Annotated in this window: 22 protein-coding genes and 1 pseudogene; 13 read left to right on the top strand and 10 right to left on the bottom strand. The window is 65.3% G+C overall.

From position 1 onward, the window contains the following. Positions 1 to 252: 252 nt before the first annotated feature. Complete coding sequence (locus SB772_RS03485; RefSeq protein WP_410831893.1) at positions 253 to 1902, top strand: oleate hydratase; 1650 nt, start codon at positions 253 to 255, stop codon at positions 1900 to 1902. Positions 1903 to 1958: 56 nt separating this feature from the next. On the opposite strand, the gene SB772_RS03480 is transcribed toward SB772_RS03485, so the two are convergent. Genes SB772_RS03480 through atpD form a run of 9 tightly spaced genes read right to left on the bottom strand, consistent with a single transcriptional unit; the run spans position 1959 to position 8570 of the window. Beyond that, positions 1959 to 2804: a F0F1 ATP synthase subunit gamma gene (locus tag SB772_RS03480; RefSeq protein WP_410831892.1), complete on the bottom strand. Its 846-nt coding sequence runs from the start codon at positions 2802 to 2804 to the stop codon at positions 1959 to 1961. After that, positions 2801 to 4369 carry a F0F1 ATP synthase subunit alpha gene (locus SB772_RS03475; RefSeq protein ID WP_410831891.1) on the bottom strand — a complete coding sequence of 523 codons (1569 nt, stop codon included), beginning with the start codon at positions 4367 to 4369 and terminating at the stop codon, positions 2801 to 2803. Before SB772_RS03475 ends, SB772_RS03480 begins: the two co-directional genes overlap by 4 nt. Further along, positions 4356 to 5105 (bottom strand): F0F1 ATP synthase subunit B, encoded by a 750-nt coding sequence (locus SB772_RS03470; RefSeq protein ID WP_410831890.1) that lies wholly within the window; start codon positions 5103 to 5105, stop codon positions 4356 to 4358. The genes SB772_RS03475 and SB772_RS03470 overlap by 14 nt, the downstream gene beginning before the upstream one ends. A gap of 9 nt (positions 5106 to 5114) precedes the next feature. Continuing rightward, a complete protein-coding gene (locus tag SB772_RS03465; RefSeq protein WP_410831889.1) occupies positions 5115 to 5363 on the bottom strand; it encodes a F0F1 ATP synthase subunit C in 249 nt (82 codons plus the stop codon). Beyond that, positions 5360 to 6058, bottom strand: coding sequence for a F0F1 ATP synthase subunit A (locus SB772_RS03460; RefSeq protein ID WP_410831888.1), 699 nt, complete (start codon positions 6056 to 6058; stop codon positions 5360 to 5362). Before SB772_RS03460 ends, SB772_RS03465 begins: the two co-directional genes overlap by 4 nt. Next, on the bottom strand, positions 6055 to 6336 hold the full coding sequence (locus tag SB772_RS03455; protein ID WP_410831887.1) for an ATP synthase subunit I: 282 nt from the start codon (positions 6334 to 6336) through the stop codon (positions 6055 to 6057). Before SB772_RS03455 ends, SB772_RS03460 begins: the two co-directional genes overlap by 4 nt. Continuing rightward, entirely contained in the window at positions 6329 to 6646 is a 318-nt protein-coding gene (locus tag SB772_RS03450) for an AtpZ/AtpI family protein (RefSeq protein ID WP_410831886.1), read from the bottom strand. Before SB772_RS03450 ends, SB772_RS03455 begins: the two co-directional genes overlap by 8 nt. Then, entirely contained in the window at positions 6643 to 7101 is a 459-nt protein-coding gene (locus tag SB772_RS03445) for a F0F1 ATP synthase subunit epsilon (RefSeq protein WP_410831885.1), read from the bottom strand. Before SB772_RS03445 ends, SB772_RS03450 begins: the two co-directional genes overlap by 4 nt. Then, on the bottom strand, positions 7098 to 8570 hold the full coding sequence (gene atpD, locus SB772_RS03440; RefSeq protein ID WP_410831884.1) for a F0F1 ATP synthase subunit beta: 1473 nt from the start codon (positions 8568 to 8570) through the stop codon (positions 7098 to 7100). Before atpD ends, SB772_RS03445 begins: the two co-directional genes overlap by 4 nt. Before the next feature lie 377 nt (positions 8571 to 8947). Between atpD and arcD the strand changes: the two genes are divergently transcribed. From arcD to SB772_RS03395, 9 genes and pseudogenes are all read left to right on the top strand, one after another. Next, a complete protein-coding gene (gene arcD, locus SB772_RS03435) occupies positions 8948 to 10429 on the top strand; it encodes an arginine-ornithine antiporter (protein WP_410831883.1) in 1482 nt (493 codons plus the stop codon). A gap of 25 nt (positions 10430 to 10454) precedes the next feature. Continuing rightward, the gene (locus SB772_RS03430) at positions 10455 to 11672 is read left to right on the top strand and encodes an arginine deiminase (RefSeq protein WP_410831882.1); all 1218 of its coding nucleotides are present in this window, start codon (positions 10455 to 10457) and stop codon (positions 11670 to 11672) included. 39 nt (positions 11673 to 11711) lie between these two features. Beyond that, positions 11712 to 12710, top strand: coding sequence for an ornithine carbamoyltransferase (gene argF, locus SB772_RS03425; RefSeq protein ID WP_410831881.1), 999 nt, complete (start codon positions 11712 to 11714; stop codon positions 12708 to 12710). A gap of 9 nt (positions 12711 to 12719) precedes the next feature. Next, on the top strand, positions 12720 to 13631 hold the full coding sequence (gene arcC, locus SB772_RS03420; RefSeq protein WP_410831880.1) for a carbamate kinase: 912 nt from the start codon (positions 12720 to 12722) through the stop codon (positions 13629 to 13631). Positions 13632 to 13919: 288 nt separating this feature from the next. Continuing rightward, on the top strand, positions 13920 to 15710 hold the full coding sequence (locus tag SB772_RS03415; protein ID WP_410831879.1) for a PHA/PHB synthase family protein: 1791 nt from the start codon (positions 13920 to 13922) through the stop codon (positions 15708 to 15710). A gap of 9 nt (positions 15711 to 15719) precedes the next feature. Continuing rightward, positions 15720 to 17123, top strand: coding sequence for a bifunctional enoyl-CoA hydratase/phosphate acetyltransferase (locus tag SB772_RS03410; RefSeq protein WP_410831878.1), 1404 nt, complete (start codon positions 15720 to 15722; stop codon positions 17121 to 17123). Next, a pseudogene (locus SB772_RS03405) lies at positions 17120 to 17587 on the top strand (acetate/propionate family kinase); the annotation flags it as partial. The gene SB772_RS03410 and the pseudogene SB772_RS03405, both read left to right, overlap by 4 nt. Continuing rightward, entirely contained in the window at positions 17557 to 17742 is a 186-nt protein-coding gene (locus SB772_RS03400) for an SDR family oxidoreductase (RefSeq protein ID WP_410832242.1), read from the top strand. The pseudogene SB772_RS03405 and the gene SB772_RS03400, both read left to right, overlap by 31 nt. 168 nt (positions 17743 to 17910) lie before the next feature. Then, the gene (locus SB772_RS03395) at positions 17911 to 18744 is read left to right on the top strand and encodes a universal stress protein (RefSeq protein WP_410831877.1); all 834 of its coding nucleotides are present in this window, start codon (positions 17911 to 17913) and stop codon (positions 18742 to 18744) included. A gap of 111 nt (positions 18745 to 18855) precedes the next feature. Here SB772_RS03395 and SB772_RS03390 read toward each other — a convergent pair whose 3' ends face one another. After that, positions 18856 to 19332, bottom strand: coding sequence for a universal stress protein (locus SB772_RS03390; RefSeq protein WP_410831876.1), 477 nt, complete (start codon positions 19330 to 19332; stop codon positions 18856 to 18858). A 326-nt stretch (positions 19333 to 19658) separates the two neighbouring features. Between SB772_RS03390 and SB772_RS03385 the strand changes: the two genes are divergently transcribed. The 3 genes from SB772_RS03385 to SB772_RS03375 all read left to right on the top strand — a co-directional run bounded on the left by SB772_RS03385 (position 19659) and on the right by SB772_RS03375 (position 23042). Further along, positions 19659 to 21788 carry a PAS domain S-box protein gene (locus tag SB772_RS03385; protein WP_410831875.1) on the top strand — a complete coding sequence of 710 codons (2130 nt, stop codon included), beginning with the start codon at positions 19659 to 19661 and terminating at the stop codon, positions 21786 to 21788. Continuing rightward, the gene (locus tag SB772_RS03380) at positions 21785 to 22432 is read left to right on the top strand and encodes a response regulator (RefSeq protein ID WP_410831874.1); all 648 of its coding nucleotides are present in this window, start codon (positions 21785 to 21787) and stop codon (positions 22430 to 22432) included. Before SB772_RS03385 ends, SB772_RS03380 begins: the two co-directional genes overlap by 4 nt. A gap of 187 nt (positions 22433 to 22619) precedes the next feature. Further along, positions 22620 to 23042 carry a response regulator transcription factor gene (locus SB772_RS03375; protein WP_410831873.1) on the top strand — a complete coding sequence of 141 codons (423 nt, stop codon included), beginning with the start codon at positions 22620 to 22622 and terminating at the stop codon, positions 23040 to 23042. Positions 23043 to 23048 lie beyond the last annotated feature (6 nt).

Raw genomic sequence — 23048 nt, 5'->3', positions numbered from 1 at the left:
GATCTCATCGTATGAGCGCGACCCCGGCCGGCATTGACGCGGATCATGAAGTGGCGAGATAGGCCGGATCCGGGCCGGCAACGGGCACAGGCGGAGCATGAACCCGATCGCGCGATATCGGAGCAATCGGGCGTGCGTGCGCGTGATCGGTGCTTGATCCAACGCAACCGGCGCGCCGGCGCCGCGGGTATGGTGAATCTACATCCGCCGTGCGCCTCCGGGCGACCCGGCTGCTTTCGGATGGCGACGAACATGAAAAGGAATATCGACGTGCAAAACTCCAATCAACTTCCCGAACGATCCCTTACCGCGGAAGGTGACCGCTACGATGCGGAGGACGCCAGGTTCTACCTCGTCGGCGGCGGCATCGCTTCGTTAGCGGCGGCGGCCTTCCTGATCCGCGATGGCCATGTGCGCGGCTGCGACATCACCATTCTGGAAGCGCTCGACAAGCCGGGCGGCAGCCTCGACGGTGCGGGTTCGGCGCAAAGCGGCTACGTCGTGCGCGGCGGCCGCATGCTCGAAAGCAAGTATCTGTGCACCTATGACCTGTTCTCGTCGATACCGGCGCTGAACGGCGGCAAAAGCGTGACACAGGAGATCTTCGACTGGAACGAAACCATCAGGACCTCGTCAAGGTCGCGGCTCGTAAGGAACGGCAAACGCGAGGATTCGCCCGCTTACGGACTGGCTGAACAGCACCTGCTGACGCTGGGCCGTCTGTCGATCGAACCCGAAGTCATGCTCGGCAACAGCCGGATTTCCGATCACTTCGATGCGTCTTTCTTCGAGACCAATTTCTGGTTGATGTGGTGCACGACGTTCGCGTTCCAGCCGTGGCATAGCGCCGTCGAATTCCGGCGCTATCTGCTGCGCTTCGCGCATATGTCCTCCGGATTCAACCAGCTGCACGGCATCATGCGCACCGTCTATAACCAGTACGATTCGATGGTCCGGCCGCTGCGCCGCTGGCTGGACGAGCACGGCGTTGCGTTCCAGACGAACACCCGGGTCATTGATCTGTTGTTCGACGAAACCGGCGTGGAAAACCGGGTTCGCGGCATCGTTTGCGAAACCGCGCAGCGGCGCTTCGAGATACCGGTCGGCGTGGCCGACAAGGTCATCGTCACGCTCGGATCGATGACCGCCGGTTCCAGCCTGGGCGACATGGATCATCCCGCCCCTTTGACTACCGTCGACGGGGCGGGCGCCTGGCCCCTCTGGAAGACGATCGCCGCAGGCCGGCCCGAGTTCGGTCGCCCCGCCGTGTTCGCGGATCATGCCGACGAGTCGAAGTGGCTGTCGTTCACGGTGACGTTGCGCGAGCCGACGCTGTTCCGCCTGATCCGCGACATGACGGGCAATACGCCGGGTGAAGGCGGGCTGATGACCTTTCCGGAGTCGAGCTGGCTTGCCTCCGTCGTGGTGCCGTATCAGCCGCATTTCATCGGCCAGCCTGCGGACGTGCAGGTGCTGTGGGGCTACGGCTTGCGGGTCGATCAGCCGGGCGATTTCGTCAGGAAGCCGATGTCGGCATGCACCGGCCGCGAAATTCTGACCGAAATCCTCGGCCATCTGCGGATCGAAGCAGAAGCATCCCGCATTCTCGAGAGCGCCATCTGCATTCCGTGCATGATGCCGTTCATCACGAGCCAGTTCCTGCGGCGCAGGAAAGGCGACCGGCCGAACGTGGTGCCCGACGGCTGGCAGAATCTGGCATTCACGGGACAGTTCTGCGAATTGCCCAACGACGTCGTCTTCACCGTCGAATACTCGGTGCGTTCGGCGCAGAATGCGGTGTACGCGCTGCTCGGACTCGATCTTGCCGCACCGGATGTCTACAAAGGCCAGCATGATCCGCGGATCGTGTACAAAGCGTTTTCGACGTTCGGTGACCGCTAGCGGTCGCTGTGCCCCTTCCTGCTGGAGCCGCGCGGCACGGACGGCTGTACCACCGTTCAAACGCCAACTGCGGCGCCCGCCGCGAGTTCCACGATATCGGCCGTGATCTCATCCTGGCGAACCTGCCGGTAGCTTTGCGTGAGTTCGGCAAGCGTCTCCTTCACATTGGCGCGCGCGGCCAGCATCGCGCGCATTCGCGCTTCGTTCTCGGCGGCGAACGACAGCATCGACGCCTCGCATAACTCGACATACACGTAGGCTTCGACCAGTCCGGCAAGCAGATGGTCGGCGGGCAACGTGAGGAGCGGCGGCTGGGCGCGCCGCGCAACGGCAAAGCGCGAAAAATCGAACGGAATCAGGCTGCGTTCGACGATCTCGCAATGTGCGGCGATGCCCGGCAGGGCGTGAACGACCGAGACATGGGTCACACTTCGATCGCCGAGACGCGTGTAAAGCGCATCGGTGATCCGGCTGGCGAGCGCAGGCACATCGTCGGCATGGGAGGCCGCGGGCGAACTCCAGGCAAACGGCAGGCGGCGTTCGTTCGCCACAATTTCGCCGCGCGTACCCACGAGCAGAAGTTCGCTCTGCGCCGGCGCAAGACGAGATAGTGCGCGGTCGAGGATCTGCTCGTTGAACGAGCCGACGAAACCCTGCTCCGCGCAAAACGCGATGACGATCCGCGCACCGTGTTCCGGCACGCGCGCAGGTTCACCCGAAACGTGGGCCAGCGCGGCGCCGATCGCCGCGCCGACGGTCGAGGCCGAAGAACGGATGCCGGGCAGCCGCCGTTGCGCTTCGCGCGAACGGGCTGCCGCAATGCCGCGCATCGCGCCGATGACGGCGTCCAGTTGCCGGGCGGTCGCGCTGCGCGATTCGATTTCGGTGAGTTTTCCGCTCATTGCGCCACCTCGCTGCTTGCCGTGCCGCTACCGGCCGTTGGCGCCAACTGCCGCACCAGATCGCGAACCGCATCGACGAGTACCGCCTGAACTTCGGCGCTCAACGGCGCGGGCGACGACAGCGAAAAACCTTGCGCAATTTGCGCTTGCAGGCGCTGGGTGTCCAGATGCGCAGCCAGTTGTGCGCGCACTTGCGCGACGACTCCGCTCGGCGCCGAATCGAACACGCCCTCCGCCAATGCCGAGAGCAGCGCGATCTCGTCGAGCGTGCGCAACGCGCTGAAACGCGGCTGCGCGATCAGCGCGCGGATGCGTTCCCCACGGGCGATCTTGCCGGCAACATGCGCATCCGTCAGGCCCCCGAAGCGGCTGAACATCTCCAGTTCCAGGAACTGCGCGTAATCGAGGCGCAAGCGTCCCGACACCCCTCGCAAGGCCGGATGCTGCGCCTTGCCGCCGACCCGGCTCACACTCAGGCCCACATCGACCGCCGGGCGCTGGTTCGCGGCGAACAGCGCCGCGTCGAGCACGATCTGCCCATCCGTAATCGAAATGAGGTTGGTCGGGATATACGCGGACAGGTTGCCCATATCGGTTTCTGCGATCGGCAACGCGGTCAGCGAGCCGCCGCCGAACCTGGCCGACAGCTTCGCCGCGCGCTCCAGCAGGCGCGCGTGGACATAGAAGATGTCGCCAGGATAGGCCTCGCGTCCCGGCGGCTCGCGCGTCAGCAGCGCCAGCTCGCGATGCGTCGCGGCATGTTTTGTCAGGTCGTCGACCACGACCAGCGCGTGCTGTCCCGAATCGCGAAAATACTCGGCGATCGTGAAGCCCGCGAACGGCGCGATCCATTGCAGCCCCGGCGCCGACGCCGCGGGCGCGACAACGAAGATGCAGCGCTCGGGCGCACCGTACTGGCGCACCGATTCGATGACGCGCTGCACCGCCGTCATGCGCTGGCCGATCGCGACATAGACGCAGATCATGTCCGAATGCTTCTGGTTGACGATCGCGTCGACGGCCAAAGCGGTCTTGCCCGTGGCCCGGTTGCCGATGATGAGTTCGCGCTGTCCGCGGCCGATCGCGAACAGTGCATCGACGAGCAGCACACCCGTTTCGACCGGTTCGCTGACCAGATCGCGTTCGATGATCGCCGGCGCCGGCCGTTCGACCGGCATGCGCATATCGGCAACGATGGGATCGTCGCGGTCGAGCGGCCGCCCGAGCGGGTCGATCACACGCCCCAGCAGCCCTTCTCCGACCGGCACTTCCAGCACGGTGCCGGTGCGGGTCACGCGGGAGCCCGCTTCCACTGCCGTGCCGTCGTCCAGTAGCACGACACTGATGACGTCCGCGTCCAGCGTGTGGGCGAAGCCGGTCGCGCCGCTTTCGAAGCGAAGCAGTTCGTTGAGGGCCGCATCCGGCAGCCCCGAGACAAATGCGATGCCATCGCCAAAACGCTCGACGCGGCCGAGCGTCTGCGCGTGCGGCTTCACGACGGTTCGGGCGAGTGCATCGCGCTGGTCCGCGAGCCAGGGATCGTCGGTCATGTCAGCGGGACCCATGGTCGCCACTCAGTAACGCCGCTTTGATCTGAACGAGATCTGCGTTGAAACTGTTGCGCACTACCGCGTGGGCAGCCGTCAGTTCCAAGCCGGCGATCAGCGCGGGATCGACCTCGATCTGAAGGGTCACCGGCCGGCTCAGACAGGTCGCCAGCGCGGCGCGGCAGATCTCCTGCTCCTGCAAGCTCAGCGCGCGCGGCGCGGCAAGCGAAAGCGCCACGCCGTTTGCGCCGAGTTCCGCGCGCACCTGGGCGGGCAGTTGCGCGACCCCGTCGACGAGACCGTCGACAAAACCGCTCACGCGCGTACTGTCGGGCAGCCGGTCGAGCAGCTTGGCCGCGATATCGACGGCGAGCTGCGTCGCCCGGTCCGCGACACGTTTTTCCTGTTCGAGGCGCGCAGTCCCGGCTTCGGCCGCGGCGCTCGCGCGCAGCCTGTCCGCGTCCGCATGCGCCGCCGCCAGCAGCGCGGCCTTCTCGCCCTCAACCTCCGCAGCGATCGTTTGCATGCCCTCCGCCCGGGCGGCGACAAGGCGCTGCGTCTCGCGAGTTGCCGCCTCGTGTTCGAGGACTGCGGCGCGCTTCGCTGCGTCGGCGTCCGCGATCAGCGCTTGCGCCGCTTTCTGACGCTCGGCGATGATGTCCGCGACCGGACGGAACAGGAAGCGCGCCAGCAGCCAGATGAGCACCAGCGCATTGACCGTCTGCAACGCGAGCGTGGACCAGTCGATTCGCATGGCCGCCGCCTATTTGACGAACGGGTTGGCGAACAGCAGCAACAAGGCGATCACCAGGCAATAGATCGCCATCGTTTCGATCATTGCAAGCCCGACGAAGAGCGTGCGCGACACGGTTCCGGCCAAGTCCGGCTGCCGCGCGACCGCATCCATCGCGGCGGCGACGGCACGGCCTTCGGCAAGTGCCGGCCCGATCGCGCCGAACGACACGGCGAGCGCCGCGGCGGCGACGCTGATCACTTCGATGAGATTATTCATGAGATTTCGCCCTTTTTTGTGCTGACCTGGTGATGGGTATCGCTGATTGCCGCACCGATGAAAACCATCGCCAGTACGGCAAAAATATAGGCCTGGACGGCGCCGGTCAGCAGGTCCAGCGCCATCAGCGGAATCGGGACGAGCAGCCCTGCGAGCGACAGGATGATGCCGATCACGAACACGCCGCTCATCACGTTGCCGAACAGACGCACGACGAGCGAGAACGTCCGGGTGATCTGCTCGACGACGTTCAACGGGATCATGATCCAGCTCGGCTCGGCGAACGCCGCAAGGTAGCCGGCCGTGCCGCGCGTGCGGATGCCGTAGAAGACCGTGGCGCCCAGCACGATCAGCGCCAGCGCGGCATCGGTCTCGATATGCGCGGTAGGCGGGCTCACCCCCGGCACCAGCGCGGACCAGTTGGCGATCAGCACGAAGATGAAGAGCGTGCCGATCAACGCGCGGTAGGTGGCCGGCCCGGTTTGCATGGTGTCGCGAATCTGCTGGTCGATCGTGACCACCAGCAGTTCAAGCGCGGTTTGCCGCCGGGACGGCGCGATCGACAAGCTTCGGCTCAGCCAGGCCGCTCCCACGGCCACGAGAATCATGATCGCCCAGGTGACGAGTACCGGCTCAGTAATGGATAGCGGACCGATATGCAGCAGCGGTGCGGTCGCCAGCGGTGAAGTGGTCATCGGCTACCTCCGAAGCGGCGCACCGCGACGGCACGCGCCAGCAGAAACCCGATCATGCCCGCGAGCAGCGCGAGCGCGCTGGAATGCGCGAGCATCAGCAGCAGCGCGCCGGTGAGCGCGAACCTGGCAAGCTGCAAGGCCAGCGTCGGGATCGCTTTGCCCGCGGCGAACAACGGCCAGTTCCAGCGCAGCGACATGAAGTGCCAGGCGCCGGCCAGGGTTCCGATTGCGAGTCCCAGCGCGAGTTGGGCCGCCATCGACGGTAGTGGACTATTCATGATGGTTCCGTTGCTGGCGATGCATCCATTTCCATGCCGACCACAAGCCCACCGCCGCGCCGATCATCAGCAGCGGCGCCGAGAAGAACACGCGCGTGCCGAACAGCCGGTCCAGCCAATGTCCCAGCGCGAGGCCCATGAGCGTCGGCACGACGATGGCCCAGCCGAGGATGCCGATCTGGCCGAGCCGGCTGCCGAGCGACGGCTCCGGCTCCTCGCGCCCGCGCGAATCGCGCTCGGCGGCCTGCCGGGCGGCTTCGGCGATTCGCTCGTCGCGCGGCTTGCGCTGGTTGGTGTGGCGCCCGTTCATCGCAGGGTGCCGCCGAGGTTCTCCGCGCCCGCGCCGTCGGCGCCTGCGCGAGGGCTCAGATAGCGCAGCATCTGGCGCACGGCGCGGGCATGCAGCCGCAGCTGTTCGACGCGGGCGCGCCGCGCCGCATCGGCTTCGCTGGCGTGGCGGCTGCGAACGCCGGCTTCGAGGCTTTCCAGCGAGTCGCCTGGGATGGCTTCCCGGCAAGCGATGGATACCGTCGTTCCGTGCGATACCAGCAGCACGCCGCGATCGATCGCACAGAAGTGGATCGAGCCATCCGCACACGTCCAGCGGACCACCGAGGGCGTCAGCAGCGTCACGAAGTCGGCATGTCCGGGCCGGATGCCGAATGAGCCGCTTTCATCTTCCGCGCGCAGGGAGACGATCTCGACAGCGTCGAACCACACATGCGACGGCGTCGCCAGGGTAAGCGTCAAGGGTGCGCCGCTCATGTCGACTGCTCCGTGGCGCGGGACACGCCGTCTTGCGCTGCGGGTTGCTCTTTGAGGCGGGCTTCTTCAAGCGTGCCGATCATGTAGAGCGAACTCTCCTGCCACGTATCGCACTCGCCGGCCAAAATCGCCTTGCAGCCGGCGATCGTATCGGCGAGCGCCACCGAACGGCCCACTTCACCCGTAAAGGCTTCGGTCACGGCGAACGGCTGCGTCAGGAAGCGCTGCAAGCGCCTCGCACGTCCCACGAGGGTACGGTCCTCGGCACCCAGTTCCTCGATGCCGAGCAATGAGATGATGTCCTGCAGCTCGCGGTAATGTTCGATGATCCGGCGCACCTCGGTGGCGACCGCCGCGTGCTCCTCGCCGACCACCAGCGGATCGAGCAGGATCGACGACGATGCAATCGGATCGATCGCCGGATACATGCCTTCGGCCGCCATCGAGCGCGACAGCACCACCATGCTGTCGATGTGCGCGGCGATCGCGGTCACCGCGGGGTCGGTGAAATCGTCGGCCGGCACGTACACCGCTTCGATCGCGGTGACCGAGACGTCGCCGACCGACACGATGCGCTCCTGCAGGCTGGCGACTTCGCTCGCGAGTGTGGGCTGATAGCCGACTCTGGACGGCATGCGCCCCAGCAAGCCGGACACCTCCGCACCCGCCTGCACGAAACGGAACACGTTATCCATCAGCAGCAGAACGTTTTGCCGGCGTTCGTCGCGGAAATACTCGGCGATCGTCAGCGCGGTAAAGGGCACGCGCCAGCGGGCGCCGGGCGGCTCGTTCATCTGTCCATACACCAGCACGGTGCGCGCCAGCACGCCGGACGTGCGCATGTCGAGCAGCATTTCGTGCCCTTCGCGTGAGCGTTCGCCGACTCCCGCGAATACGGAAATCCCTTGATAGCGCTCCACCATTGCATGGATCAATTCCATCACCAGGACCGTCTTGCCGACCCCCGCTCCGCCGAACATCGCGGCCTTGCCGCCCTGGGCGAGCGGCGCGAGCAGATCGATCACCTTGATGCCCGTGGCGAACAGTGTCGTGGTGCCTTTCTGCGACGCGAGCGGCGGCGCTGCGCGATGAATCGGGCGCCGCTCGATCTGTGCGGATAAGGCCTCGCCGTCGTCGTGTGCCGCGCCGGTCACATCGAGCAGCCTGCCCAGCACAGCTTCGCCGACAGGCGCTTCGATGGGTCCGCCGCGCACGCTCACGCGGGCGCCGCGGCGCAACCCCGCCGTCGATTGCAGCGCTAGCGCCCGCACGGTTGTTTCGCTCAGGTGAGCCTGCACCTCGGCGAGAACTGGCGCGAGGTCGTCGGAGAGGATGAGGAGCGTGTCATTGACGGATGGAAGCGTGTCATCGGCAAACTTGACCTCGACAACCGCGCCACGCACGGCGAGCACGTATCCGTCGGTAGCGGTTGACGGAACTGTCGAGGGTGTTGCCAGTTGAGCCGACATTGTTGGGCCTCCATACGGCCGCGTTCGAACAGTCGCACGATACCGCCGCAGTCCGGCGAAAAACTGATCTCCATCAAACCTGTAGTAAATGACCCTTAAAGAGGCGCATGAGAAACAGCCTGTTGTTCATGTCCGCTCAATCCCTCGACGGATCAGCACATCTGCGCGATTCGCTGTGCATGCCACGAGCATAGGTGCGCTTCAGCGGGTTCTTATGATCCATGTCAAACGACGGACTTGCCCGTCATCACACCGGCTGAGCCGACTTTCCTGACTGCGGCCGACACCGTCAGCGATATATGACTGATCCAGATCAATCGGCCGACCGTCCCGAAGTGACCTAATCACTGTGTCTAAAAAACCAACGAGGGCATGTCATGAAGAATCTAGCGGATTCATTTTCGGGATCGTCGACTCCCGGATCGGCTGTCCAGACCAATACTTCGGCAGCCAAGCCGCTGCGTCTCGGCCTGCTGACGGCGCTCGTGATCGGCTCGATGATCGGCAGCGGCGTGTTTTCGTTGCCGCAGAACATGGCGTCGGGCGCCGGCGCCGCTGCGGTATTGATCGGCTGGTTGATCACCGGCGCGGGCATGTTAATGCTGGCCTTCGTCTATCAGACCCTGACCACGCGCAAACCCGATCTCGACAACGGCATCTACGCTTACGCGCGCGCCAGCGCCGGCGAGTTCGTCGGCTTCAACTCGGCCTGGGGTTACTGGGTCAGCGCGTGGATCGGCAATGTCGGCTATCTCGTCATCGTCTTCGGCACACTCGGCTATTTCTTTCCGGTGTTCGGCGACGGCAACACGCGCGCCGCAGTGTTGGGCGCGTCGATCGTGCTGTGGATCATGCATGCGGTGATTCTGCGCGGCGTGCGCAGCGCGGCCATTCTCAATGCGGTCACCACCGTCGCCAAGATCGTTCCTCTCCTGCTGTTCATCGTGCTTGCGCTCGCCGCCTTCAGAAGCCACATCTTCACGCAGGACTTCTGGGGCAACCCGAAGCTCGGCGACGTGTTCACGCAGGTCAAAAGCACCATGCTGATCACGGTCTGGGTGTTCATCGGCATCGAGGGCGCCAATGTGTTTTCGGCCCGCGCGCAACGTCGCGAGGATATCGGCCGCGCCACCATGCTCGGGTTCGCCGTGGTGCTGTTGTTGCTGATGGCGGTGTCGCTGCTGTCGCTCGGCATCGTGCCGCAGGGCGAGCTGGCCGCCATGAAGAACCCGTCGATGGCAGGCGTGCTCGAGAAGGCCGTCGGCACCTGGGGCGCGGTGCTGATCAGCCTCGGGCTGCTGGTCTCGGTGGGCGGCGCGCTGCTCGTCTGGACCTTGCTGGCGGCGGAAACACTCTTCACGCCGGCGAGCGGCGGCGTGATGCCGGCCTTCCTCGCGCGCGAAAACAGCCACGGCGTTCCGGCCAATGCACTGTGGGTGACCAACGGGCTCGTGCAACTGTTCCTGATCATCACGCTGGTGTCGAACGCGACCTATCAGGCGCTGATTTCGCTCGCGACCTCGATGATCCTGGTCCCCTATCTCTTCTCGGCTGTGTACGCGACCCGCATCGCCATGCGTGGCGAAGGCTACAAGGTGACCGACACCGTCCGCGGCCGCGACATGCTGATCGGTGCGGCCGCGACCGTCTATTGCTGCTGGCTGCTGTATGCAGCCGGCCCGAAGTATCTGCTGCTTTCCGCGCTGCTCTATGCACCCGGCGTACTGCTGTACGGCTGGGCGAAACGCGAACGCGGCGCACGTCTTTTCAAGCCCTTCGAGGCCGTCATTCTGGCCGCGCTGGTCGTGCTCGCCGCCATCGCCGCGTGGCTGCTGGCGAGCGGCGCGCTAGGCCTGTAAGCCGCTATTCAAAAGGAAAAATTCTATGTCACTCGGCGTCTATTCCGAAGTCGGTACGTTGCGCAAGGTCATGGTCTGTCGGCCCGGGCTCGCCCAGGCACGCCTGACGCCTGCGAATTGCCGCGAACTGCTGTTCGACGATGTATTGTGGGTCTCCCAGGCCAAGACCGATCACTACGCTTTCGTCAGTGCGATGCAGGAGCACGGCATCGAAGTGCTCGACATGCATGACCTGCTGGCGGACATTCTGCAAGGCCGGGACGCACGCGACTGGGTGCTCGAACGCAAGCTGTCGCCGGGCACCGTCGATCTGGAATTGTCGGCGCAGCTGTTGCCGTGGCTCGACGAGATGAAAGCCGACGAGCTCGCCACCCGGCTGATCGGCGGGATCGTGCGGGCCGAACTGCCGTTCGAGCCCGCGGGCCTGCTGTCGCAATGTACGGAACCGGCCGGCTTTATCCTTCCGCCGCTGCCCAATACGCTGTTCACCCGCGACAACAGTTGCTGGATCAACAACGGCGCCGTACTCGGCTCGATGTACTGGCCGGCACGCCGCCAGGAAACGCTGCTAAGCGCGGCGATCTACCGCTTTCATCCGCTGTTCAACGGCGGCACGCGCATCTGGTGGGGCGGTCCGGACGTCGATCACGGCGGCGCCACGCTGGAAGGCGGCGACGTCATGCCGCTATCGCGCGACGTCGTCCTGATCGGCATGGGCGAGCGCACGTCGCCGCAGGGCGTCGCGCAACTCGCGCGCTCCCTGTTCGCAAGCGAATCGGTGAAACATGTGATCGCCGCCCAGTTGCCGCGCTCGCGCGGCGCCATGCATCTCGATACGGTATTCACCTTCTGCGACCGCGATCTGGTCACGATCTTTCCAGAGGTTGTCGACGGCATCCGCTGCACCAGCCTGCGGCCGTCGCACGAGCCGGGCAAGCTCGACGTCCGGCTCGAAACCGCGCCGTTTCTCGATGTGGTTGCGCAGGCGCTGGATATCAAGACGCTGCGCGTCGTCGCCACCGGCGGTGATACCTGGGAGTCCGAACGCGAACAGTGGGACGACGGCAACAACGTGATCGCACTCTCGCCGGGCGTGGTGGTCGCCTACAACCGCAACGTCTATACGAACACGCTGCTGCGCAAGGCGGGCGTCGAAGTCATCACGATTCCGAGCGGGGAACTGGGGCGCGGGCGCGGCGGCGGACATTGCATGACCTGCCCGATCGAACGCGATCCCGTCTGAGACCCATTCCGCCTTCCCTATTTCAAGGACCCTCACGCCATGGCATTCAACCTGCGCAACCGCAGCCTGCTGAACATGCAGGACTTCACCCCACGCGACATCCGTTTTCTTCTCGACCTTGCCGCCGAGCTGAAGCGCGCGAAGTACGCCGGCAACGAAGTCGCCCGGCTCAACGGCAAGAATATCGCGCTGATTTTCGAAAAGACCTCGACCCGCACGCGCTGCGCGTTCGAGGTTGCCGTGCACGACCAGGGCGGCCATGTCACCTACATCGATTCGGCGAGCTCGCAGCTTGGCCGCAAGGAGTCGCTCAAAGACACGGCGCGCGTGCTCGGCCGGCTCTATGACGGGATCGAATATCGCGGCTTTCACCAGAGCGTGGTGGAAGATCTCGCGCTGTATTCGCATGTGCCCGTCTGGAACGGTCTGACCGACGAATTCCATCCGACCCAGGTGCTCGCGGACTTGCTGACGATGCAGGAATTCGGTGAAAAGCCGCTGCACGAACTGTCGTTCTGCTACATCGGCGACGCGCGCTTCAATATGGGCAATTCGCTGCTGATCGGCGGCGTGCAGATGGGCATGGACGTGCGCATTGCCGCGCCGCGCGAACTTTGGCCCGACCAGGCACTCGTCGGGCAGATGCGGCGCCTCGCGCAACGGACCGGCGCTCGCGTGACGATCGTCGAGGATCCGCATGAGGCGGTGAGCGGCGTCGACTTCGTCTATACCGACGTGTGGGTTTCGATGGGCGAGCCGGTGGAGGCCTGGGGGCCGCGCATCGAGCTGCTGCGGCCATACCAGGTCAATGCGGCGTTGATGAACGCAACCGGCAAGCCGCGCACGCACTTCATGCATTGCCTGCCCGCGTATCACAATCTGGAGACCGAAACCGGCCGGCAGATTCACGAGCACTTCGGTCTGACCGAGCTCGAAGTCAGCGACGAAGTCTTCGAATCGGATGCGTCGATTGTGTTTTCGCAGGCTGAAAACCGCATGCACACGATCAAGGCGGTACTCGTGGCGACACTCGCTTAAGGAGCCGTCATGCGCATTCTGATCGCACTCGGCGGCAACGCCCTGCTTCGGCGCGGCGAGCCGATGACGATGTCCCACCAGATCGCCAATATCCGCCGCGCCGCAGCGCAGATCGCGCGGCTGGCGGACGGCAACCAACTGATCGTTCCGCACGGCAACGGGCCCCAGGTCGGTTTGCTGGCATTGCAGGCCGCCGCCGCGGGTGCGGCCGGCGCGGCACCGCTGGATGTGCTCGACGCCGAGTCGGAAGGCATGATCGGTTATCTGCTCGAGCAGGAACTGGCCAACGTCTTGCCGCCGCAACGGGAGGTGGCGACCCTGCTGACGCGGGTCGAAGTCGACGCCGCCGATCCGGCCTTCATGCACCCCACCAAGCCGATCGGCCCCGTTTACGCGGAGGCGGAGGCCGAACGCCTGGTCATCGGCAAAGGCTGGGCCGTCGCGCCGGACGGCGACGGTTTCCGGCGCGTCGTCGCGTCGCCGAAACCGCAACGCATCGTCGCGCTTCAGCCCATTCATTGGCTGCTCGGCCACGATGCCGTGGTGATTGCCGCCGGCGGCGGCGGCATTCCGGTCACGGTCGCAGCCGATGGCCGGACCCGCTGCGGCGTGGAAGCCGTGATCGACAAAGACCTGTGCAGCGCGCTGCTGGCGGCGGACGTCGACGCCGATCTGCTGCTGATCGCCACCGACGTGGACGCGGTCTATGCCGACTGGCACACGCCGAGCGAACGCGTGCTGCACGAGGTGACGGTGGCGGGACTCCGGTCGATGTCTTTCCCGGCCGGCTCAATGGGACCGAAGGTCGAGGCGGCGTGCGAGTTCGTCTCGCGCACTGGCCGGCCGGCCGTCATCGGCTCGCTCGATCACATCGTGGAGATGGCAAACGGTACGGCGGGCACGCGCGTCACACGCGCGTAAGCAGCGTTCAGCGATCATTTATCCGGTTTCCCCGCTCCCACTTCGATTGACCGGGATCAAAGACCGGGGCCTGCGGGCGACTAAAGTCCAAGCATCAAGTAATTGCTGCGTCGCACAACCCGGGCGCGGTGATTGCTGCGTGATTGCTACGTTAACGCAGTGCATCTGGCCTCCAGGTATGCGCCGCGTCCGGAACATCGTTCCCGGCGTGACCGTCGTCTCTCAGTGGCTTCGCGCTTATCCGGCGACGCCGTCGAACCAAGCGCAGTCGAACGCAAAGGAATCTCAATGGACATCCGCACGCGAGCAGTCGGCACCGCCCTCCCCACCGCAGCGGGCGGCGCCGCGCCCAGCCTCGATGGCAAAACGTTTCGCGATCTGGACCACGCCAAGGAGGCACTCATCGCGCGCATGACCGCCGGTCTCTCACCGGCGGCGCTGGGCGCGGCGCTGTCAGATTGGCTGATTCATCTCGCGGTCGCGCCGGGCAAGCAGCTCGAACTGGCATCGCTGTGCGTGTCGAATGTGCGACGGCTAGCCGAATATCTCGCTCAGCTTGCACTCGGGCAGCCCGCGCCTCGTTTGGCAGAGCCGTCGCCTGCTGACCACCGGTTTCGTGCCGAAGCGTGGCAGATCGAACCATACCGTCTGTGGCAGCAAAGTTTCCTGCTCGCCGAGCAGTGGTGGAATACCGCAACGCGCAACGTGCCGGGCGCCACGCGCCATCACGAGGACGTCGCGGCGTTCGTTGCGCGCCAGCTGCTCGACATGATGGCGCCGGCGAATTTTCCGCTCACCAACCCCGAAGTCCTCCAACGCGCGGCGGCAACACGCGGCCTGAGCCTCGCACAGGGCGCCCGCAATGCGCTCGAAGACGCGAACCGCGCGGCCTGCGGCAAGCCCGCCGCCGGGATGGAGCAGTTCAAGGTCGGCGTGAATCTCGCCGTCACGCCCGGCAAGGTCGTGTTCCGCAATCACCTGATCGAACTCATCCAGTACAGCCCCGCGGGTGAGGCGGTTCTCGCCGAACCCGTCCTGATCGTGCCGGCGTGGATCATGAAGTACTACATCCTGGATCTGTCGCCGCATAACTCGCTGATTCGCTACCTGGTCGAACAAGGCCACACGGTGTTCTGCATTTCGTGGCGCAACGTGGAGAGTGACGACCGCAATCTCAGTCTCGACGATTACCGGCAATCAGGCGTGATGGCGGCGCTCGACGCCGTCTCGCGGATCGTGCCGGACCGGCGGATTCATGCAACCGGCTATTGCCTCGGCGGCACGTTGCTGTCGATCGCCGCGGCGGCGATGGCCGAAGCCGGCGACGAACGGCTCGCCTCGATCACGCTGTTTGCCGCGCAGACGGACTTCACCGAGCCCGGCGAACTGCAACTGTTCATCGACGACAGCGAAGTCTATTTCCTCGAAAGCATGATGTGGTCGCAAGGCTATCTTGCTGCCGACCAGATGTCCGGCGCGTTCCAGTTGCTCCAGTCGAACGATCTGATCTGGTCGCGCGTGATTCGCGACTATCTGCTCGGAGAGCGCGAGCCGGTGATCGACCTGATGGCCTGGAATGCCGATGCGACCCGCATGCCGTACCGGATGCATTCGGAGTATCTGCGGCGCCTCTTTCTCGATAACGACCTGGCTTGCGGCAGATATCTGGTCGACGCGCGGCCTGTCTCGATTCGCAACATCCGCGCGCCGATGTTCGTGGTGGGTACGGAGCGCGATCACATCGCGCCGTGGCAATCCGTCTACAAGATCCACAACCTGTCCGATACCGACATCGCGTTCGTGTTGACGAGCGGCGGTCACAACGCGGGCATCGTCAGCGAGCCCGGGCATCCGCACCGGCACTTCCGGATGAAACTCAGCGCGGCCAACGACCTGCGCATCGGCCCCGATGAATGGGTAGCCGACGTCACCGAGCAGGACGGATCGTGGTGGCCCGTATGGAGCGAGTGGCTCCAGGCGCATTCGAGTCCGCAACGCGTGGCGTCGCCGCCGATGCCGGCCGGCGAGCACGGCCAGCCGCTGGCGGACGCGCCCGGCACTTACGTTTTCCAGGCTTAGGAGGCGCACGTGAACGACAACCTGTTGCGCAACCGGACTTTCGATGAACTCGCGATCGGCGAATCTGCGTCGCTCGTGCGCGTGGCCGCGCAGAACGACATCGATCTGTTCGCCGCCATGTCCGGCGATATCAACCCCGCGCATGTGGACGCGGCTTTCGCCTCGGGCGACCTGTTCGGTCACGTGGTGGTCCACGGCATGTGGACCGCCGCGCTGATCTCCGCGCTGCTCGGCACGAGGCTGCCCGGCCCGGGCACCATCTATCTCGACCAGACCTTGCAGTTCCGCCGCCCGGTCGCGCCGGGCGACACCGTCACGGCGACCGTGACCGTGAAGGAAAAATGCCCGGACAAACGCATCGTCCTGCTCGACACCTGTTGCACGAACCAGGCGGGCGACGTGGTGTTGCTAGGCGCCGCAACCGTGATCGCGCCGTCAACACCGGTTGTGTGGCCGTCCGCGCCGCGCCCCGACGTCTCGATCCGGCGGCACGACCGCTACGAGGCGTTCATCCACGAGGCGCGCGCCCGTCCTGCGTTGCGTACCGCGATCGTCCATCCGTGCTCCGTCGAAGCCATCATGGCGGCGCTCGAGGCCCGCGACGAAGGCCTGCTCGAACCCGTGCTGGTCGGCCCCGAGGCAAAAATCCGCGCCGCCGCGGAAGCGGCCGGCGTGAATCTCGACGGCATGCCGATCGAGGCGGTCGAGCACAGCCACGCGGCCGCCGCGCGCGCAGTCGAACTGGGGGCGGCCGGCAAAGTTGCCGCGTTGATGAAAGGCAGCCTGCATACGGACGAGTTGCTCGCCGCGGTCGTCGCGCCGGCCTCCGGCCTGCGCACAGCGCGGCGCATCAGCCATGTCTACGCGATGGACGTGCCGGCCTATTCGAAGCCGCTGGTCGTCACCGATGCCGCCGTCAATATCCAGCCGTCGCTCGAACACAAGCGCGACATCTGCCAGAACGCAATTGATCTGCTGCATGTGATGGGCGCCGAACTGCCGCGGGTCGCGGTGCTCGCCGCCGTGGAAACGGTCAACGCCAAAATGCCGACCACGCTCGACGCGGCCGCGCTCACCGTGATGGCCGCACGCGGCCAGATCACCGGAGCGCTGGTCGACGGCCCGCTCGCCTTCGACAACGCCATCAGCTTCGCGGCGGCGAAAACCAAACAGATCAATTCGCCGGTGGCGGGTCAGGCGGACATCCTGCTGGTCCCGGACCTGGAAGTCGGCAACATGCTCGCCAAGCAACTCATGTACTTCGCCGGCGCCGACGCGGCGGGCCTCGTGCTCGGCGCGCGCCTGCCGATCATCGTCACGAGCCGCGCCGACAGCCTGCGCGTGCGCCTCGCTTCCGTGGCGCTCGCCAAGCTGGCAGCCGAACGCACGCCGGGAGGTCCGATCCGATCATGAGCGCCCCACTCCTGCTGACGTTCAATCCCGGCTCCTCGACCATCAAGATCGGCTTATACAGCGTGCTGGACAGCGCGGCGTCGAGAATCGGTCATGGCCTGATCGATTTGCGGCATCAGCCGTTGCGCCTTCATCTCGTCCATGGCGCGGGGGCGAACGACATTCCGCTCAAGGCAGCCGTCACCGACGACCTCCACGAAGTCCTCGACGAGACGCTCGGCTGGTTCGCCGCGCACTTTCCGCTCGACGATCTGGTCCGCGTCGGCCATCGCGTGGTGCACGGCGGCGACCGCTTCGGCGGGCCCGTGGCGATCGACGACGCCACGCTCGCGGCCATCGCCGCGCTCGTGCCACTCGCCCCGCTGCACCAGCCGCAGAGCGTGCGGCTCATCCGGGCGATCCAGCACCTGCGGCCGCATCTTTTGCAGACGGCATCGTTCGACACGGCATTTCACCGCACCCAGACACGGGCAAGCGCGGACTCGCGCGAACGCCGGCGCAGCACCTCGTCACGATCGAGGAAATCGGCCGGATCGCCGCCGTGCTCGCGAGCGAGGCAGGCATGACGCTGACCGGCTCGACGGTTTACACGGACGCGGGCTTTCACGTGGTGGCCTGACGGCGGATGGCGGATGGCGCCCGGCGCAACGCAGATCGCGTATCGGGCGCTAGTCGGGGCCAATCGGGCGCTCGCGCACCATTGATCTGAATCAACCCCGCCGGCCACCCGGCCCATAGACTCAGATCACCCGTTCATGCGCCACTCATCCAATTCTGGAGCGTTGCAATGACCTACAAGACCATCGTCGTCCATCTGGATATGAGTCAGCACGCGCATCCCCGGTTCGAACTCGCGCTGCGCCTGGCCAGGCAGTTCGGCGCCCATCTGACCGGCGTGTATGCGGTGTTCACGCCCGATCCGCGCGCGCTCTACGTGATGGCCGGAACCGCCGCGTACAGCACGCACGAGCAGCTGCGCATGGAACGCCGCGGCGCGCTCGAGCGGCTCTTTCATGCGGAGTTGAGCCGCGCGGAGGTCGCCGGCGAGTGGATCGCCGTCGAGACCCCAGCCAGGCTCGCGGTGCCGTCTCTCGGCCGGTGCGCCGATCTGATCATCGCCGGCCAGGACGACCCGAACGATCCGGAGTCGTATGTCGGCGACTATTTCCCCGAAAACCTGATCATGTCCTCGGGTCGTCCCGTGTTGCTGATGCCTTACGCCAGCAGCGTCACGTCGCCCGGCACACACGTGATGGTCGGTTGGGACGGCAGCCGCGAAGCCACCCGCGCGGTCCACGATGCGCTGCCGTTCATGCGTGCGGCGCAAACCACCACGATCGTCACCGTCAACGGCGCGGGTGGCGAGCTGCGCCCCCGCATGCCGGGCGCGGACATCGCGACGCTCATCGCCCGGCATGGCGTCAACGTCGAGGTCAAGGATATCGAAGCCGGCGCCGACGCGTCGATCGGCGACGCATTGTTGTCACAGGCGTCCGGGATCGGTGCGGATCTGCTCGTGATGGGCGGCTATGGCCATGCCCGCTGGCAGGAGCTGGTGATGGGCGGCGCGACCCGCACGATCCTCCAATCGATGACCGTGCCGGTACTGATGTCGCATTGACCGAACCATTCAGGAATGGCGCGAAAGTGACCCTCGCGCGACTCAAAGCGCCCGGTTTTCAGGGCGCTTCTTTTTTGCCCCCCGCGCGCCGGTTCACCGCCTCTCCCCCTATCACAGGCTCGAAGGGATCTCGTCCATGTCCCGTTCGCGCCGAACCAGTAGAACGGGCATCCCGGCGCCCCGCAAAACCGCCTCGGCGACACTGCCGAGCAACAGCCGGCCGATGCCATGCCGCCCATGCGTGCCCATCACCACCAGATCGGCTTCGCACTCGTCTGCCACACGGCACAAGACAGTGGCGACGTCTTCGCCGTACGCGTCGATGGTCCGCGTCAATCCGCGCACGTTGCGCTGTTCAAAAAGCGCGCGGGCATCTTCGAGCGTCGCCATCGCGGCTTCGGCCGCTGCTGTGTCGCGCGGCTGCTCGTCGATCAAGCCGGTTCCTATGTCGACCATCTGCACGACATGTTCGGCGACGAAGACGGCCGTCACCGTCGCCTGCGCGGCCTGAGCGATTTTTAGCGCTTCTTCGAGCGCGAGCTGCGCGGCCTGGCTGCCGTCGATTGCTACGAGAATCCGTTTGTACATGACCTTCCCCTTGAATTCGCCGCCGTCCTGAACGGCCACGGCTATCAGGGCACGCCAGCGGGCGACGCACTTTCAGTCTGCGGTTCGCAGCCCGGAATGAGCTTGACACGGATCAAGCGCGGCGGGTCCTCGGTTCGCCGGCATTCGCGCATAGCGCGGCTTCGATGGCGTCCTGGGACGATACTGGCACGATCCGTGCAAACCGCGCACAATAGCGGCGCACGCGTTGTTCCGATTGCAACTAAAGAAAATTGCGGTGACGTTTCCCGCTCCGCGCCTGCTCTGTAAGCTGGTGTTGCGCATCGCCACCATCCAATGAGGCGCACATGCCCTTTCGCGGTAAGCCGCCCTTCGCTAACGAATCGCCTCCGCACACGCGGGTGGTACCACCTGCGCGACGCCCCAAACTTGTCGCGGCGCTCACATTTGCTGTTGTCCTGCTGGTTGCGCTCGCTGCATGGCACTGGGTCGGCGAGCAGTCGTTGCACGCCGCCAACAGCCGCTTCGATCAGCGTACTACGCAAATCACCGCAGATCTGCAGCGCGAGTTCGCCGCCGGCGAATCGCTGCTGCGCGGCGCGCGCGGCGTGCTCGCCGTTGCGCCCGCGGTCGATGCCGATACATGGCGCCGATATGTCGCGCAACTCGATCTGGACGAGACGTCGTCTGCCGTCCGCGCGCTTGGCTATGCCGATGTCGACGCCGGCGGCATCGCCCGCCTGACGGGCGGCACCGGTCATGTGGCCGGACCGGCCGTCGCGCCGGTGACGTTGATGGCGCCGAGCACCGCCGATGCGATGCCAGTCGGCTACGACCTGGCCAGCACGCCCACGAGCCGTACGGCGTTGCTGCGCGCCATCGACACAGGAGCAAGCGCGCTCGACGCCGGCGCGGCGCCATTCGGCGACATCGGCTCGAGCCTCCACCCGCGTCTTTACGTCTATTTCCCGGTGTATTCGCACGCCGGCGTGCCGCCCACGCGACAAGCGCGGCGCGCGGACATCAAGCGACTGCTGGTGGCGGCGCTGGACACCGGCCGTGTGTTCGATAACGCCCTCGCCCGACAACACAGCATCGATCTGCAGGTATCGAGCGGAACCCCCGCTACGCTGCTCTATTCGTCCGCCGCCGGGGACGACGAGCTCGCGCAGACCGCGCCCGTCATGCGTAAAACCGCCACCTTGCGCGTCGGCGGCGAACCTATCACGCTGACCTATACGGCGAGCGGCCGCTATCTGCGAGCCGAGGACGAATTTGCAGAAACCGCGGTGCTGATCGCCGGCGTGGCCGCAGCCTGCCTGTTCGGCGCGCTGGCCTTCCTGATCGCCGGCGAACGCGGCGGCGGATGGGCCGCGACGAGCAAGGCGCGCAGCGAGTTGACGCTGAACGAGGCACGTATGATGGGAATCATCCGGTCGTCGATGGAAGCCATCATCACCGTCGACGAGCGGCAGAACATCGTCATCTTCAATCCAATGGCTGAACAGATTTTTGGATGCAGTGCCATGGAAGCGGTCGGCGCCCCGCTCTCGCGCTTCATTCCCGAGCGCTTTCGCACAGCGCACGAGCGGCACGTCGAACAGTTCGGCGTGACCGGCGTTTCCGACCGGCAAATGGGCAAGCAGCGCGTGCTGTACGGCTTGCGGAGCAACGGCGAAGAGTTTCCTGTTGAAGCGTCGATTTCGCAGATTCGCGACGGCGACGGCAAGCTGTACACGGTCATGCTGCGCGACATCACCGAGCGGATCAAAGCGGAAAATGCCCAGCGGCAATCGCGCGAGGAGTTGCGCGAACTCTCCGCGAATCTGCAAAACGTTCGCGAGGAAGAAAAAACCCGCATCGCCCGCGAACTGCACGACGACCTTGGACAGCAATTGACCGCCCTCAAGATGGACATTTCATCGGTCGAGCAGCAGCTCGACACCACCGCCGAACCGCGCCTGCTGCAACAACTGTGTGGCATGCGCCGGCTGGTCGACGCGACGGTCGCCTCCGTGCGCCGGATCGCTGCCGACCTGCGTCCGGTCATGCTCGACGATCTCGGCCTGATTCCCGCGATCGAATGGCTCGCCAATGACTTTACCAACCGCTACGGCATCGAGGTGGAGCGCCGGATCGAAGTCGGCGACACCAGCTTTACGCCAGCGGGCGCGACGACGCTCTTTCGCATCGTGCAGGAAGCGCTGACCAATGTCGCCCGGCATGCGGAAGCGACGCTCGTCACGTTGACGGTGCATGTCGAAGGCGGCGTGTGTGTGGTGAAAATTGCGGACAACGGCCAGGGCACGAATCACGCCGCCACCTCCACCGAGAAATCGTTTGGTTTGCTCGGTATCCGCGAGCGTGCGCACATGATGGGCGGCACGGTCGACATCCATACTTCCAGTGGCAAGGGCTTCGCGCTGACCGTGACCTTTCCCGTCTCGGCGGTGCAGCAGCAGGAGATGCAAACATGACGCGAGTGCTGATAGCCGACGATCACGCATTGGTGCGCGATGGCCTGCGGCATATCCTGCAAGGCGCGAGCGGCTTCGACGTGGTCGGCGAGGCCAATGACGGCGCCAGCACGATTGCGCTGATCCGCTCGAACGCCGCGGAGGTGCTCGTGCTGGATCTGTCGATGCCGGGGCGAAACGGCGTCGAGCTGATCAAACAGATCAAGGACGAGAAGCCGGCACTGCGGATTCTCGTGCTCACCATGCATGCCGAGCAGCAGTACGCGGTACGCGCTTTCAAAGCGGGGGCATCAGGGTATCTGACCAAGGAAAGCGCCAGCGCCGAGCTGGTGACCGCCGTTACCAAAGTCGCGTCCGGGGGCGTCTACGTGAGTCTCGCGATGGCCGAGCGTTTTGCGCAAAGCCTGAACGAGCCGGCCGACTCGCTGCCCCATCAACGCCTGTCCGACCGTGAGTTCGATGTGTTCCGCCGCATCGCCGCAGGGCAAACCATCACCGAAATCGCCGCGCAATTGTGCGTCAGCAGCAAAACGGTGAGCACCTATAAAACGCGCATCCTCGAAAAAATGCAGATGCCGCACGAAGCCGCGCTGGTGCGTTACGCGCTGCGCCACAAGCTGCTCGGCGAAGACGACGAAATCTAGGCCCAAGGCGGCGTACCGGCCGCTCCGGAGCCAATCCAATCCCCACATCAATGCGCCGGTTGCCCGGCATCATCCACCGCCACATGCGCGGCGTGTAGGCAATTCCCTACACGCCTTCGCGCTCGCCTACCCGAAGTTCGCTCGCCGCCGATGTTTATTTGAGACGGCGCCGACGATACTTCGAGTCATGAACTCAAGCCCGGTCCAGCAAGCACTGCGCGTCTTCCTCGTTGAAGACTCGATCCCGGTCAGACAACGAATGGCCGCGCTCCTTGGCGCAATCGACGGTGTCGAGATTATCGGCGAAGCCGAGGAACCCGGCGCCGCGCTCGCCGGCATCGACGCCACCGGCGCCGACGTCGTGGTGATGGATTTGCGCCTGATCGGCGGCACCAGCATGGAACTGCTGCAGAGCCTCGCGCGTCGCATTTCGCGGGTGACCATTATCGTGCTGACGAATCACTCGGGTACGTGGTTCAGGCAGGCGTGCATCGCGGCCGGCGCACAGTACTTCTTCGACAAGACGAGCGAGTTCGATCTTGCCTGCAGGACGATCACGCGGATTGCCCACGAGCGTTGCGTGCGTGGCCTCAACGATTCAACGAGATAGGAGCAC

The sequence above is a fragment of the Paraburkholderia sp. SIMBA_030 genome (genome assembly GCF_046535245.1).
GTDB lineage: Bacteria > Pseudomonadota > Gammaproteobacteria > Burkholderiales > Burkholderiaceae > Paraburkholderia.
Note: the sequence above shows the minus strand (reverse complement) of the source record. Positions and strands in the feature narration are given on the sequence as shown.

Excerpts from the sequence above, each read along its gene's own strand:
- SB772_RS03485 (WP_410831893.1), top strand. The coding sequence starts at position 253 with ATGAAAAGGAATATCGACGTGCAAAACTCCAATCAACTTCCCGAACGA.
- SB772_RS03480 (WP_410831892.1), bottom strand. The coding sequence starts at position 2,804 with ATGAGCGGAAAACTCACCGAAATCGAATCGCGCAGCGCGACCGCCCGG.
- SB772_RS03475 (WP_410831891.1), bottom strand. The coding sequence starts at position 4,369 with ATGGGTCCCGCTGACATGACCGACGATCCCTGGCTCGCGGACCAGCGC.
- SB772_RS03470 (WP_410831890.1), bottom strand. The coding sequence starts at position 5,105 with ATGCGAATCGACTGGTCCACGCTCGCGTTGCAGACGGTCAATGCGCTG.
- SB772_RS03465 (WP_410831889.1), bottom strand. The coding sequence starts at position 5,363 with ATGAATAATCTCATCGAAGTGATCAGCGTCGCCGCCGCGGCGCTCGCC.
- SB772_RS03460 (WP_410831888.1), bottom strand. The coding sequence starts at position 6,058 with ATGACCACTTCACCGCTGGCGACCGCACCGCTGCTGCATATCGGTCCG.
- SB772_RS03455 (WP_410831887.1), bottom strand. The coding sequence starts at position 6,336 with ATGAATAGTCCACTACCGTCGATGGCGGCCCAACTCGCGCTGGGACTC.
- SB772_RS03450 (WP_410831886.1), bottom strand. The coding sequence starts at position 6,646 with ATGAACGGGCGCCACACCAACCAGCGCAAGCCGCGCGACGAGCGAATC.
- SB772_RS03445 (WP_410831885.1), bottom strand. The coding sequence starts at position 7,101 with ATGAGCGGCGCACCCTTGACGCTTACCCTGGCGACGCCGTCGCATGTG.
- atpD (WP_410831884.1), bottom strand. The coding sequence starts at position 8,570 with ATGTCGGCTCAACTGGCAACACCCTCGACAGTTCCGTCAACCGCTACC.
- arcD (WP_410831883.1), top strand. The coding sequence starts at position 8,948 with ATGAAGAATCTAGCGGATTCATTTTCGGGATCGTCGACTCCCGGATCG.
- SB772_RS03430 (WP_410831882.1), top strand. The coding sequence starts at position 10,455 with ATGTCACTCGGCGTCTATTCCGAAGTCGGTACGTTGCGCAAGGTCATG.
- argF (WP_410831881.1), top strand. The coding sequence starts at position 11,712 with ATGGCATTCAACCTGCGCAACCGCAGCCTGCTGAACATGCAGGACTTC.
- arcC (WP_410831880.1), top strand. The coding sequence starts at position 12,720 with ATGCGCATTCTGATCGCACTCGGCGGCAACGCCCTGCTTCGGCGCGGC.
- SB772_RS03415 (WP_410831879.1), top strand. The coding sequence starts at position 13,920 with ATGGACATCCGCACGCGAGCAGTCGGCACCGCCCTCCCCACCGCAGCG.
- SB772_RS03395 (WP_410831877.1), top strand. The coding sequence starts at position 17,911 with ATGACCTACAAGACCATCGTCGTCCATCTGGATATGAGTCAGCACGCG.
- SB772_RS03390 (WP_410831876.1), bottom strand. The coding sequence starts at position 19,332 with ATGTACAAACGGATTCTCGTAGCAATCGACGGCAGCCAGGCCGCGCAG.
- SB772_RS03385 (WP_410831875.1), top strand. The coding sequence starts at position 19,659 with ATGCCCTTTCGCGGTAAGCCGCCCTTCGCTAACGAATCGCCTCCGCAC.
- SB772_RS03380 (WP_410831874.1), top strand. The coding sequence starts at position 21,785 with ATGACGCGAGTGCTGATAGCCGACGATCACGCATTGGTGCGCGATGGC.
- SB772_RS03375 (WP_410831873.1), top strand. The coding sequence starts at position 22,620 with ATGAACTCAAGCCCGGTCCAGCAAGCACTGCGCGTCTTCCTCGTTGAA.